Genomic DNA, 13241 nt, shown 5'->3' with positions numbered 1-13241 from the left:
AGGTCCGCGAATAGTAGTTTTTTGTCGCCGTGAGCCCTAGAGAAATTCTGCTAGCAAAGTGCGAAGGAATGCCGCATTTTCATGTTCAAACACGGGCTTATGCACTGGCTGTCCTGCCTTTTCGATGGCGAAAGTCGACTGGATGGGAAATTCAGCCGTCACGCTGAACGTCTGGTATCAGCGGAACTCACGCTCCACGGCATCCTACTTCGCCTGTCGTCGTTGTTTTTGCCACTGCTCCGGCATCTGGCTCAAGTCGGTGTCGTCTTCGTACTGATCCTGCAACCGCTCCAATTCTAGCTTCATCGCAGCGACGCGATCAGCGTACTCCGGTTTGCCATAAAGGTTGGTTTGCTCGTTCGGGTCAGAATTCAAATCGTAAAGTTCCCACTCGCCGAACTGGTAAAACTGAATCAACTTCAGGTCTTTGGTTCGGACGCCGCAGTGCTTTGGCACCATGTGAGCGCCCGGATATTCATAATAGTGGTAATACAAACTGGTCCGCCAATCTGCTGGCGTTTCGCCATTGAGAACGGGAATCAGCGATTCGCCTTGCATCGTATCTGGAGCATCCACGCCGGCGGCCTCCAGGAAGGTCTGAGCGTAGTCAAGGTTCTGTACCAGATCGGAATTCACGGATCCGGGCTTGGTCACGTTGGGCCACGACACAATCAGAGGCATCTTCATGGACTCGTCATACATCCACCGCTTATCGTACCAACCGTGGTCTCCAAGGTAAAAACCCTGATCGGAAGAATAGATCACAATCGTGTTTTCACGCAGGTCGTTGTCTTCAAGCCACTTGACGATTCGGCCGACCGATTCGTCGACTCCCTTGATGCAACGCAGATAGTTTTTCACGTAGCGTTGATACTTCCAGCGAACCAGTTCGTCGCCCTCGAGATTGGCAGCCGCAAACGCATCGTTGCGTGCTTTCCACTTCGCGTCCCACTGGCTCCGCTGCGAATCGGTAAACTTGTTCCTGTTCCGCCACGCGGCTTTGGTTAGTGAACCCTGTTTTACCGTCGGGTCAAAGCTGTCAGGAATCGGCAGATGCAGATCGTACTGCATGTGCATGTGCCGATCGATTTCCATTTCCTGGAACTTGGCGGCGTCGGTGTTGTCTTCCCATTTATCAAAAAGCGTCTCAGGCTCTGGCAGATCCTGATCGGCGTAAAGATCCAAATGGCGGATGGCTGGCATCCAGGTTCGGTGCGGCGCCTTGTGTTGGCACATCAGCATAAAAGGTTTGCCGTTGTCGCGAGATTTCGTCAGCCAGTCGATCGCCTTGTCCGTCACAACGTCGGTGCAATGACCTTCGACAGTTGCCTTGCCGTTTTTAGACAGGAAAACCGGATTGTAATAGTCACCTTGGCCACGCAGCACATCCCAATAGTCGAAGCCTTGTGGCTCGCTTTTGAGATGCCATTTGCCAATGATCGCCGTTTCGTAGCCGCCGTTTTGGAGTAGCTTTGGAAACGTGACTTGTGAGCCGTCAAAGCTGTTGCCGTTGTGCATGAAGCCATTTTTGTGGCTGTGCATGCCCGTCAGGATGACCGCGCGGCTGGGCCCGCAAATTGAATTCGTGCAGAAGCTGTTCTGAAACAGCATGCCTTGCCGAGCCAAAGCGTCGATGTTTGGAGTCGGATTGATGTCTTTCAGAATTCCTCCGTAGGCGCCGATCGCATGCTGCGCGTGGTCGTCACTGAAAATGAAGACAATGTTCGGCCGATCAGCTTCTGGCTCATCCGCCGATACAACGGCAAGGGCTTGAAACAGGAATATCAGCGCAAGGCATCGGCTTAACTTCATGATGTTTCTCGAGGATCGAATCATTAATTTGGTTTCTGTTGCGGTTTCTTCGCCGGTTTTTTGTTCGGATAGAGATCCTTTTTGGAATCCCAGTCCAAGTGCCGATCGAAAATCGTTCCGTACTGTTGGTAATTGTGAAAGGGAACTGCGTCGGATTTCCAGGCTCGAACATGTTGGTCATAACGCTGACGCATTTCGTTCATTGTAGACTCATAACCTGATCGTTTGGCCACGTTCTGCATTTCAAGCGAATCGCTCCCCAGATCGTAAAGTTCCTCTGCGGCCTGCATGCCTCCGCCGGCGTAGGCCCAATAAATGTACTTTTTGTCGCGAGTCACCACAGACAGCGAGTGTGTCGCCGGGTGTCCCCAAACATTGGTCAGCGTGATGTCATCGTGAATCGAAGATTTGGGGTCGCGGTACAAGCTTACCAAACTTGCTCCATCGACAGGTTCGGGAATTTCGATACTGGCAAGGTCCAGAATGGTCGGAGCGATATCGATCAAGCCGGACAAGGCGTCGCAACGAAGTTGTTTGCCAGAGTTTTCCTCTCGCGGATCAAACATAATCAACGGCACGTGGCTCGCTTCTTCGTAAGGCAGGACTTTCGAGCCATAGCCATGTGAGCCACAAAGGAAACCGTTGTCGGAAGTGAAGATGATGACTGTGTTTTCCGCGGCGCCGCTTGCTTCGAGTGCTTTCACGATCATTCCGACGGCTGCGTCGACGCCGTGAATTTGCTGATGGTACGTGGCCATCACTTCGTCGTATCGGTCAGCGTATTTCCAACTGTGAAATCGTTCGTACTGCCGATCCGTCTTGCTTTGCGGCGAGAAATGGGCTCCAGCCTCGCGACCATAGTTCAACGGTTTGCGAAACGTCGCGTCTTTGTAAACGTGATCAAAACGCCGGTCAGGCCTGGCTGGTTTGTGTGGCGCTTTGAAGCTGATCGAGAGGCAAAACGGCTGGTTCAGTTTCGCTGACTGGTTGATGAAGTCGCGACCGAAGGCGCCATAGGAAAGCGTCGAATGCGGGAACTCTTTGGCGTAAGACTTCATCGACTCATTGTGTTTCGTTGCGTAGTTCGTTTGGCCTGGTCCGCCACCCCACATGTCAAAATCGTCTGACGGCAAAGGCAAGTTGTCCTTGTCGTCGGGGTTGGCTTTTGTTTCGAATCCGAACTTTCCCGCGAAAGCAGTACGATAGCCCGCGTCGCGTAGCAGCACCGGATACGATCGCTTCCAAGTGCTCTCCAGCATGCTGCCGTGCGTAAAGTTGCATCCCGTTCGGTACTCGTACAATCCCGTCATCACGGTCGCGCGGCTGGCCATGCAAATCGCAGTGTTCGCATAATGCCGGTCGAAGACAACTCCGGCCGCGGCCAGACGATCGAGGTTGGGCGTCTTCACATCCGAATTTCCATAGCAGCCCAACGAATAGGTGGACTGGTCATCCGTCATTAGAAAGACGATGTTCGGTCGTTCGTCGGCAAACGCAGGAAGCCGAAAAATCGTGAGCAAGATCAGGATGCAGAAAAAAACGGTTCGTTTGCGATTGAGCATCAATTGATTCTGTTTTCGAACTGGTAAAATGCCGTGTGTTTACGACAATCTATTGGAAGATCAATTTTACAAGGAAACAAGTCGTGCCGGATCCGCTTTTCAAAATAGTTGACACCACTGCCGTTGAGCCTGTTCCCTGTCCGTGCGGTTCGACCCGGCGAGCATTCACCGACGATCCGGATCAGACTTGTTCGTTGCACGTCGTCGATATTCGCGAGGACGCGAAGACGCACTATCACAAAAAACTGACTGAGATCTACTATATTCTCGAAGGCAGCGGGCAAATGGAACTTGACGGTGAACTGTTCGACGTCCATCCAGGCGTGTCGATTCTAATCAAGCCCGGATGTCGCCATCGCGCGATCGGCGAAATGAAAATCATTAACATTCCGGTTCCGGCCTTCGATCCGAACGACGAGTGGTTTGATTGATGCGATGATTTTTGTTGCGACAGCGCCTAAGTCAACGCAGGTTGTTCGCGTGTAGAAAGCGGATTGCTGGCGTGTCGTTTTTACATTTCTGATTTCCGTCACTTGCTGGCGTCGTGCTGCGAATCGCGGCAGAGAGCGTGGAACGTGGTCTTTTCGCTGCGTTGGCATCACTCTCGATATGCTCTGGCACAGCGGTTGCCTTAACCCTGAATCGTGTTTTTGTCACATGTTTAGGGAGCAGCTCCATCGGGCTGTGTGAAGATGAGAAAACGGAATTGGAATAGAAGCTTCGCCGTCAATCGCCTCGAAGATAGACGTCTTTTGGCCGCGGACTTTGCGGTCGATCTTGCACCGGTTGAAATCGTTGAACCGGAGATGTGCCAGGTCGCAGAACTGGAAACTGAAACAGACGCCACGGAAGAACAGTCAGAGATTTTGGATCTGGACGCGACTGAAATCGAAGTCGATGTAGTTGATGACTCGATCGCCGATGATGGTGTGATTGCCGAAACAGAAGTCACCGATGAGGTTGTTGACGCAGAAGCAGAAGTTGAAGTTGACGCAGAAGTTGGCACGGAGAGTTCGGCTCATGATCTGGGCGATCCGGTCGACGGCACTGATGGTTTCTTTGGCTCGATAGAAGCCGAAAACCCGAGTCAAACTTTCACTTTCTCGCCATCAGAAGATGGCATGATCAACATCGTCGTCGCGTCTTCGTTCGGCGACGCAGAAACGCGGATGGAAGTCACCGACTCGAACGGAGATGTTGTTGCTGCAACGATGACCGAGGAAGTTTCCGGCTTCCAGACGCTCTCATTCGAAGCCGAGGCCGGGGCTGAGTTCGAGCTGAACGTCTCTTCCAAGGAAAATGCAGAAGGCTTTTTTCAGGTGACCGTCGGCCATAGCGAAATTCCGCAACCTGTGGATCTGCACGTTGACGCCATTGGGGCGGACTCCAGTGAGTTGGAATTCGTCGACGGTTCGACGGAAGTTCAGGGCGATCTTGAGCTGGCTGGAGATGTCGATACCTTTCAGTTCACTGCCGACGAGAGCGGAAAAATTTCGCTGGGGCTTGCTGAGCTGAATGCCGATAACGCGACGGAACTGGAAGTTCAAGTCTTTGGTGCCGACGGCACGGCGATCACTCGCGGAATCACGAATGAAACTGTCGGAATTTCGTTTGATGTCGAAGGTGGATCTGAGTACTTCCTCGCCATCTCAGCCGGCGAAGGCGAAACTGGAACTTACCAGTTAGACATGTCGTTGGCCATCGATGCGGTGAATCCGGAAGTAGAGGTCATTGCTGAAACGGAAGTGGAAACGCAACCGGAAGCGGAGCCCGAATTGACGGACTGCGAAATTGTTGACGCAAATTCGGACGCAGAAGTCGAAGCAGAAACGGGGGACGATCCTGGCTTGGAGGCCGAAGCCGCGGGTGACGATGCAGAGGTCGTTACAGATGATGGCGATGTCGCGATCAACCCGGAAGTAGATGCAGCGAGTGAAGTCGATGGAGATTCCGGTCCGGTGGATGATGCTGACGAAACTGCTGGCGATATCGCTGACGAGACCGCTGGGGATGAAGTTGACGGCGAGGCAGTTGCGGAAGCTGAGCCAGAAGTTGTCATCGACACCGACGCAACTGCGGAGCCAGAATGTGAGATCGATTCTGACGACGCTGCGGAAGTAGTCGACTCTGATGTCGAAGCTGAGACGCCGCTGGCTGATCCGGAAGCGGGAACGCCGGAAGTCGTCGTCGACGATCAGGCTGATCCGGTGGACGGCCAACAGGATGCATCGGATCCGGCTAACCTGAACGATGCGATTGATGACGTCCCGGCCTTTGATGTTGCGGATTCCGAGGCGGAAGAAGATCTCAACGTCGACGCCGAACAGCCAGCAATCGATCCGGTTGATGACGAGCCGGCCACCGGCGTTGCTGTTGTCGCTGACAGTTCGATAGATGACCTGGTCGACGAAGAAATGGAAATTTGCTTCAGTGACCTCGATGCGAAACAGGATTTTGTCGATTCCTTCTTTGCGGAGTTCGACCCTGAATCAGTGTTTCGATTCGACATTGGTTTTGAGTTCAGTCGTCGATAGTCGTTGGCGATAATTCGATTGGGACAAGGACGTCCTTTTCTTTTCTTTCTCGCTGCACAGCGCCGCGACATCTGCTCACAAGTCGTCTTCTATATGCGACCAAAAGATTTCTCCCGAACCGCGAACCAATTTGTTAGATTCGGTTCTATCTTGCCAAGGTGAGAGTGAGTCGTTGACTCACAAGCTTTCGGATGAGTCGAAAGCCACGCACAGGAAGTGCTATCTAACGTGATCATCCCGGGAAGGTCACGACGCCGAGTTGCAAATCTGCTCGCTCGATCGTACGCCAACAACTTCAGCGGTTTGCGCTGAAAATGCGAATGTCGCCGAGCGAACGAACTAAAACCCGAATCCAGAAAGGCGTCCTATGGTTGCATTCATTTATGCAATGTTGTGTGGCTGGATTGTGGTTCTTCGCAAGTTAGCTTCGCGGAAGCACAACCGGCTAAAAGCCCGTTATGAACAGGCTGATAAAGCGTTTCGAGCAATCGAACGCGAATGTAAAAACGATGAAGTTGCTGTCGGCCGACCAGCAGCCTATTCGTCTCAATTCAAGTTAATGAAGCTCTACGAGGCTCTCGAGTCCGCAAAGCAACGTTGGTTGACTTCGAAAAAGAAGCTTGGCAAACGTCAGAAGCTTGAAGGAAAATTGAAGGCGCTTCGCGGACGCAAAATTCCCTACTCATTCGGATTGCTGGACATGGCAATCGTGATGAAAGTAGTTGACGTCGCTCGCGAAGCCAACGGTTTGGACTTCTCAGTCGCAATGGACTTCATCAAGTCACTTGCGTAACGAGCAAGCTATCGTCGCGGCCCTGGGGCAACTGTCTCAGGGCCGTTTTTGATGTGGGAGATTGGAAGTTGTTGGAGAGTTTTCGCTCCGAGGCAAGCGGCTATTTCTTCTTATAGACTCGCACGTAATCGACCAGCACCTTGGACATGACTCGCGTGTTTTCGTCTTCCGAAACCGCTGGGCCTTCGACGCGACCATCGCCCTGGTCCGGATCCCAAGCGTCTTTCTGAAACTCAAGCGTCAGCAACATCATCATGTCGACTGGCTTGGTTGGAATGTTTTCCGTGAACGTGTAGTAAGGCTTGCCGTCAACAAAGCATGTCATCTTCTCCGTCGTCCATTCGATGCCGTAAACGTGATATTCGCTGTCCGTAACATCGACCAGATCAAGAGCTGCAGGCTTTGAGAGCGTGTTGAACTGTTTCGATTCCGACCCGCCACCTTTTTTCCAGTGGTTGGCGACGTTGAAGCAATGATTGAGATAGTTCTTTTTGCCTTTCACGATCTCCACCACGTCAACTTCCGTTCCGTCGGTCGGGTTGCCGTTGTAAGCTCTCGTTTCGGTGAACAGCCAGAACGCGAACCAGGTTGAATAGCCAACCAGTTCGTCCGACTTGACGCGGGCACAGATATAGAGCGGAGTTTCTTCCGTTGGAGAAACAAATTTCCCGTCCCATTTGGCACCGTTGGGCTCATTCGAATCCCAGGCCACAGGTCGTCCGGACAGCAGATAGGCGGCTTCCACTTTGGGGCCCATCTCGTTTGATTCTTTTTTGTTCGTGACAATCTGCATCACCAGTTGGCCTTTTCCGTTTTGCCAGTGGTTGCCCGAACGCGTGCTATACATCCAGGCGGTTTCTTCCGTGCCGCCGGTCCAGCGAATGCCCTTCGCATCGGCAGCCTTATACGCTTCCGGGTCATAGCCCAGCAAAGGGAACCACTTTTCTGGTTCCCCTTCTCCATCAAATTCGTCAGCCCAGTCGATCTCCCATTTTCCGTTTTCGAGAACCGGTAGCCACTCGTCGCCCAATAGCTGAGCCTTGCGGTGTGGTATCGATTTGGGATCTTTCTTTGGCTTGGGCTTCGCTTTGGGTTCTGACTCAAGTTTCATCTTCGAGTCAGGTTTCAATCCGCCTTTTACAGCCGCGGTAACAACAACGTTTGTGACAAGCACATCTTTTTTCTTCTTCCAGGCGTTGTCGTAGAGCAACGCTTGCCACATGTGGCCTTTGCCTGCGGCAGTGTCGGCGGGTACATCGATCGCGAATGTATGTGTCCCGCTGGCCGAGTCGACGTTGACCCAGCCTTCGGAGACTTTTTTCCAACTGGAGTCGAAAAGTTGAACTTGCAGGATGTCTTTTTCTGCCCCTTCGAATTCGACGGGAACGTCTATCTTCTGTCCGGCGACAACCGTCATTGGGGCATCGGGAATGGAAACCGATTGTGCTAACAACGAGTTTTGGCTGAGCACAGCAACGGCGCAGACGGCAGACAGGGTAGCAAGACGAAAGTTCAACATTTCAGCACCTTAAAAGAAAAGCGATGAGCATCATGTTGATCTCATCGCTCAGTTTTATCGTAGTCGTTCGAATCAGTTTTTACGTTTGCGTGTTCCAGCAAACGCGAGAACACCGAGTCCAATCAGGGCCAAAGTAGTTGGCTCTGGTACCGCATCGATTTGAGACAGTGTGACGTTGTCGACGAAGTATCGGTTGTCTGCATCTGAACCAAATTGCTCCGTCAAGTTGGTGCCAAAGTTCGAAAATCCAATCTTGAACTGCTGGCCGCTATCGAAGTCCGTCAAGTCAAAAGTTCCGGCTCCGCCCATGCTCAAATCGCCAAGGTTGGCAGAAACAGTTTGGTAGGATGCAGTAGCGTTTAGATTTCCCTGAAAACTAACATCTCCAAGTTTCAGTTCATAGGGAGAATAGACTTGCGTTTGTCCCGTGTCGAATCCTTCGATTCGAATGTCAAATGAAAGTATGTAGTCCGATGCGTCCGCAGAGGTCGCAGCGTTCATTTCGGAAGCAGCCAGATCTGTAAAATAACTGACGTTCTGAGGCCCAGTCGAGGTATCAAAATCGATCTGTGCTGCGCGTGATCCGTCGAGACCTGTTGCATCGCTGTAAGTAATTGCTGAACTACCGTTGTCAGCCTGGTCATAGTTCGGGTTGTAGTCGTCAGTGCTGATTTCCGTGTTGTAGTCCACCAAATAGACGACGTCTCCCAAAGCACTGCCGGTGAAGATAGCGGTTGAGATCAAAGCGATGGAGAGAGAAAGTTTCTTTAGCATAGGGGCGATTCCATTTATCATGGGGCGTTTCAAAGTGCATCCTTTAGTCAAAGAAACCAGGAAAGCATCCACGGTTCTTCTGCGACGGATCATCTTACAGGCGTCAGGGGCATCGTGAACCGAGCAATCAAACCAGGTGGTCAGTTAGGCGTTTCAAGGTTCAAGCTGTCGTCAGCATCTAGACTCTATCGCCCAGAAATCTGTGGCCGCTCGACGATCGTTGTTTAACGTCGGCTATTGCGTTTGTTGCTTTTTATGATGCGGGCGTTTTCTTCCGACTTTGAAAACCAGGGTTGGCCCTCTCCTGTGCTCCAAAAGGGTGTTTATTAGTACATCCAGCACGGTTTTGACTGGCCACAATGCCCTCAAGACGAATTCTTTAGCGTCTCGCCGAAAGGAAGGACGAGTGAATTTGCGTTCAGCATTCCAGACGCTCGAGTCTCCATTCCGAAACCACGAAGTTTCTTGATGGAGTCACGAATGAAGCGTACATTGCGCAGGCGTATGTACGAAACTTGGCAGTCAAAACGAATTCAGAAATTCGAAAATTTAATCCTTACTGAGCAAAGAAACTTCCTGGAACCAGTTTCAAGAGGCGAATCTGATTTGACTTGCGCGCATCAAATCCCAATTTCCGATGAATGCCATTTGTCGAAATCGGTTATTAGATCCGCTTACTCTGCCGGCTTGGCCAAACTGACGGCGACAATTTCTTTGTCGTTTCGCACATAAACCGTTTTGTTCGCGTAGGCCGGGTGAGACCAGACGACGTTGCGACCGAAGCATTCGCCTGTCGGTTCGAGAACGTGAAACCTGCCCAGCGGCTGGTACTTTTCTTTCGTCAATTCGGCAACGATCAGGTCGCCGACTTCACTGAAGATCAGGTAGCGATTCGAATCGCCCAACCGCGTAACGAACGCGGTGCCGTGGTTCGCGCGGCGTTTCTCTGTCGGCAGCGTCGCGTCAAAAGTTTCCCAAAGGCGGGTCCCGTCTTTCGCGTCTACAGCGAAAAACTTGCCCAGCTGACAGTCACTTCCGTACAGGATCCCGTCCACAAACATCGGCGTCGCGTTCGCGCCGAAGACTGATTTCTTTGGGTTGCCTCGCCAAAGTTCTTTCGCGGCAGGTTTCTCCGGATCGAGTTCGATCATGACGGATTGACTGCCAATTCCGCTGGCGTAAAGCAGATTGCCGTCGAGCATCGGGCGGCAGATTGACATCTCGTACAGTGGCTCAATCGCAATCGTCCAGTATTGCGAACCGTCCGTCGGATTCAATGACGTGACGCCGGTTGGACTGAAGACGATCATTTGTCGAACGCCAGCATGTTCGATGATTGACGGAGGGCAATAGCCCGCCTTTGAGTCCAGCGCTTTCCACTTCACAGCGCCAGTCAACTTGTCCAGTGCAACAACGCCTTGCCCTTCCCCGCCGACCATCGTGTAAAGCATGTCTCCGTCAACAAGTGGATGCGCCGAGAATCCCCACATCGGAACTTCCGCTCCAAAGTCTTCCTTGAGGCTCTTTTTCCAAACCAGAGTTCCGTCTTTGACATTCAGGCAGCATAGGTCTCCCTCACTACCGAGCGTGTAAACACGATCTCCATCGATCGTCGGAGTGCATCGTGGTCCTGCCGGATAGGAGATCTCGTAAGGACACTCGTATTCGTAGCGCCAGATTTCGGAACCATCAGTTTCGTCCAAAGCGATGACTCGTTCCATGCCCTGCATCGTTGCTCGTAAGTCAGGACGATTGACGAGCTTGCCTTCCTTGACGTCGTAATCGAAAACGAAAACCTTCCCGCCAGCGACTGCAGGGCCAGCGTAGCCACCCCGAATCGGCGTTCGCCATTTGACTTTCAATCCGCTTTCAGGAATCGAATCGATGATCCCGCTTTCGGAATAAACGCCATCGCGATTGGGACCCATCCATTGTCCCCAATCGTCTGCGCGAAGACGGGCGGGCTGGCTGGACGTGAAAGCCGCGAGCGTGAATGCAACAACGAAGAGGGCAATTCGGCGGTGACGATCGATCATGAGTGTTCCGAAGAAAGAAAACAAAACGCATGGGAGAACGCCATTTTAAAAACGAATTCGCTTCCGCTGCAAGCCACACGGCACGTTGGGTATGCTCGTGTATCGATTGCCATGACTTATAAACGCAAGCACCAAAGCTTCGAACGCCAACGTTCCATTATCGTTCCGCGATCGTCCTGGCGACCTCTCTGACCACAATTGCTCCATCTTCATCATGATCGTATTGCCCAAACCGTTTTTGAATCGCACCCGGAAGCTCTGATTTAACGACTTTCCCATCACGGTTTTTATCAAAGCGATACATCAATCCTTGGGCCTCGATCAGCTGAGGGAAATTGTAGCTGCGAATTTCGTCATCGATTGGGACAGCGATGTCAAAGTAACCAATCATCATCTCTTCATAGGTTTGGTCGCCCCAACGAACGGTCTGATCCGGATTTGGGTTATGAAAGTTGTTCTTCGAGTTATCAAACGTGGCGTTCAGCTGAATCGAAGTCCCTTCTGGAATCGGTTTTGGCTCGGTCAGGCGATACGACATTTGCCAATTGAAATCGTAGTTGGGAACGTCCAGCAGCACTTCGTCCTCGCCGTCAGGATACTTCGCCGTGTATCGAAAAGACTTGCCTCGCAGATGCATGTGCGGCATCATGCCCAGCAACAAACTACCGCCAATTGGTCGGTGTGATCGAGCCGTCACAGGATGTGATGCGGTGTTGGGCGGGATCCGAAAGTCTTCATTGATCCCGCTGGTAGTGATCACTTCGTGAGTGATTTCGTCTTCGTCAGCGAACACGATGCCAATTTTTGAATGATCGGTTTGTACGCTACCGATCGGTGTGTAGTGGACTTCCAGCAGCAGCGTCGATCCCTTCGGAATTCGTTTCGCCATACCTTCCGGAAACGCCTCGACCGTCAAACCTGGAACGTAGCCGGCCAGAAAACCATCGATGCCGCCACCGATATCACGCATCCGTTGGCCTTTCGGAACCGCGAATGCGAGGATGTGATGCACGACTCGATGATTGCCCGGTAGCAGTTGAACCGCTTTGACCCATTTGTCGGTGGTAAATTTTGGATCCACGCGAAAATGTTCGTACTCCAAAACTCCCTCTGCCTTGACGCGAAATGGCTTGGGCGAAACGTTGGCAACGAAGTCCGGCTCTTTGGGAAGTTGCCAGCCTTTCACATATTCATCCGGTTCAGGCAAGTCGGCTTCGTCGCCTTGGGGAGCACCTGCTTCGACCCACTGCGAGATCGTTTGTTTTTCCTTATCAGTCAAATAGCGAGCGTTCGAAAAATCTCCGTGCTGCGGATTCGCATTCCACGGAGGCATGCGATTCTCGTCGATGACTTCTTCGATCATCTCAGCCCAACCCACAACTTCGTCGTACTCAGTCAAAGTGAAAGGGCCAATCTCGTCGTCGCGATGACATCGGACGCAATGGGTTTGCAAAATCCGCGAAACCTGATTGCAATACGTGATCTCCGAATCTTCCTGAGGCGTTTTGATCCGTCCAATATGACAGCCAACTGTTTCCGTCGTCGGCGTCGAGACTTCGCTTCCGGCCAGCAACTCATCGATCGCATTCTGCAAGAACGACACAGTAGGTTCCTGTCGCGAGTACCCGACTCCATACTGATCATCAATCCTGCCGCGATAGCGAACCTTACGCTCGGAATCGAGCAGAAAGACCTCCGGCGTTCGTTTTGCGCCGACCTGATCGGCGACTTTGTTTCCAACATCTTTGAGCATGCGGAACTTGAGGCTGTGCCGCTGCATGTAGGCACCAATTTCGGTCACGTTATCCTGGCGATTGGAGTTGATTCCGATCACCGTGACGCCACGATCCCCGTAAGCGTCCGCAAGTGTCTGAAGTCGGCCGCCATATAGCTTCGCCAGCGGGCACTCGGTTCCCAAAAACGCCAACACAACCAGCTTTCTGTCTTTCACGTCCGACAGCTTGAATTCCTGGCCACGATAATCCTGTGACACGAATTCTTTAACGATCTCGCCAGTGTGTTTGGTCTCTTCAGCTGAAATCGGCTGAGCGAAACAGGCGACGAGAAACAAAAGCAGCAGTTGTCGAACAGGCATTTTTTGAAGTTTCGAAATGAGTACTGGATCGTTGACGGAAGATGCGATTAGCCAACCGTACCCTGATCTTATATCAGATTGTTTCGCCAAAATATCGAGCAGTAAATTGCGTCCAC

The 13241-nt window shown here is 52.0% G+C and carries 9 protein-coding genes; 3 read left to right on the top strand and 6 right to left on the bottom strand.

The genetic code is table 11. The features are described 5' to 3' along the window. Positions 1-204 precede the first annotated feature (204 nt). Both MFFC18_RS16580 and MFFC18_RS16575 read right to left on the bottom strand, forming a co-directional pair. On the bottom strand, positions 205-1812 hold the full coding sequence (locus MFFC18_RS16580; protein ID WP_075086257.1) for a sulfatase family protein: 1608 nt from the start codon (positions 1810-1812) through the stop codon (positions 205-207). A gap of 23 nt (positions 1813-1835) precedes the next feature. Then, complete coding sequence (locus MFFC18_RS16575) at positions 1836-3374, bottom strand: sulfatase family protein (RefSeq protein ID WP_084417398.1); 1539 nt, start codon at positions 3372-3374, stop codon at positions 1836-1838. 83 nt (positions 3375-3457) lie between these two features. Here MFFC18_RS16575 and MFFC18_RS16570 point away from each other — a divergent pair, with 83 nt between their 5' ends. The 3 genes from MFFC18_RS16570 to MFFC18_RS16560 all read left to right on the top strand — a co-directional run bounded on the left by MFFC18_RS16570 (position 3458) and on the right by MFFC18_RS16560 (position 6701). Then, entirely contained in the window at positions 3458-3805 is a 348-nt protein-coding gene (locus MFFC18_RS16570) for a cupin domain-containing protein (protein WP_075086361.1), read from the top strand. Positions 3806-4126: 321 nt separating this feature from the next. Further along, complete coding sequence (locus MFFC18_RS16565; RefSeq protein WP_148618934.1) at positions 4127-5908, top strand: midas domain-containing protein; 1782 nt, start codon at positions 4127-4129, stop codon at positions 5906-5908. 367 nt (positions 5909-6275) lie between these two features. Further along, positions 6276-6701, top strand: a complete 426-nt coding sequence (locus MFFC18_RS16560; RefSeq protein ID WP_148618933.1) for a hypothetical protein — start codon at positions 6276-6278, stop codon at positions 6699-6701. A 100-nt stretch (positions 6702-6801) separates the two neighbouring features. On the opposite strand, the gene MFFC18_RS16555 is transcribed toward MFFC18_RS16560, so the two are convergent. The 4 genes from MFFC18_RS16555 to MFFC18_RS16540 form a co-directional block, all read right to left on the bottom strand. Then, positions 6802-8220, bottom strand: a complete 1419-nt coding sequence (locus MFFC18_RS16555; RefSeq protein WP_075086260.1) for a family 16 glycosylhydrolase — start codon at positions 8218-8220, stop codon at positions 6802-6804. A gap of 72 nt (positions 8221-8292) precedes the next feature. Then, positions 8293-8994 (bottom strand): PEP-CTERM sorting domain-containing protein, encoded by a 702-nt coding sequence (locus MFFC18_RS16550; protein WP_075086261.1) that lies wholly within the window; start codon positions 8992-8994, stop codon positions 8293-8295. A gap of 674 nt (positions 8995-9668) precedes the next feature. Continuing rightward, on the bottom strand, positions 9669-11030 hold the full coding sequence (locus MFFC18_RS16545; protein ID WP_390176073.1) for a PQQ-binding-like beta-propeller repeat protein: 1362 nt from the start codon (positions 11028-11030) through the stop codon (positions 9669-9671). A 157-nt stretch (positions 11031-11187) separates the two neighbouring features. Further along, positions 11188-13125, bottom strand: coding sequence for a redoxin domain-containing protein (locus tag MFFC18_RS16540; RefSeq protein ID WP_075086362.1), 1938 nt, complete (start codon positions 13123-13125; stop codon positions 11188-11190). Positions 13126-13241 lie beyond the last annotated feature (116 nt).

Origin of the sequence: Mariniblastus fucicola, assembly GCF_008087665.1 — a bacterium.
Taxonomy (GTDB): Bacteria; Planctomycetota; Planctomycetia; order Pirellulales; family Pirellulaceae; genus Mariniblastus; species Mariniblastus fucicola.
The sequence above is the reverse complement of the archived record's forward strand: the minus strand, read 5'-3'. Positions and strand labels throughout refer to the sequence as shown.

Excerpts from the sequence above, each read along its gene's own strand:
- MFFC18_RS16555 (WP_075086260.1), bottom strand. The coding sequence starts at position 8,220 with ATGTTGAACTTTCGTCTTGCTACCCTGTCTGCCGTCTGCGCCGTTGCT.
- MFFC18_RS16545 (WP_390176073.1), bottom strand. The coding sequence starts at position 11,030 with ATGATCGATCGTCACCGCCGAATTGCCCTCTTCGTTGTTGCATTCACG.
- MFFC18_RS16550 (WP_075086261.1), bottom strand. The coding sequence starts at position 8,994 with ATGCTAAAGAAACTTTCTCTCTCCATCGCTTTGATCTCAACCGCTATC.
- MFFC18_RS16540 (WP_075086362.1), bottom strand. The coding sequence starts at position 13,125 with ATGCCTGTTCGACAACTGCTGCTTTTGTTTCTCGTCGCCTGTTTCGCT.
- MFFC18_RS16560 (WP_148618933.1), top strand. The coding sequence starts at position 6,276 with ATGGTTGCATTCATTTATGCAATGTTGTGTGGCTGGATTGTGGTTCTT.
- MFFC18_RS16575 (WP_084417398.1), bottom strand. The coding sequence starts at position 3,374 with ATGCTCAATCGCAAACGAACCGTTTTTTTCTGCATCCTGATCTTGCTC.
- MFFC18_RS16580 (WP_075086257.1), bottom strand. The coding sequence starts at position 1,812 with ATGAAGTTAAGCCGATGCCTTGCGCTGATATTCCTGTTTCAAGCCCTT.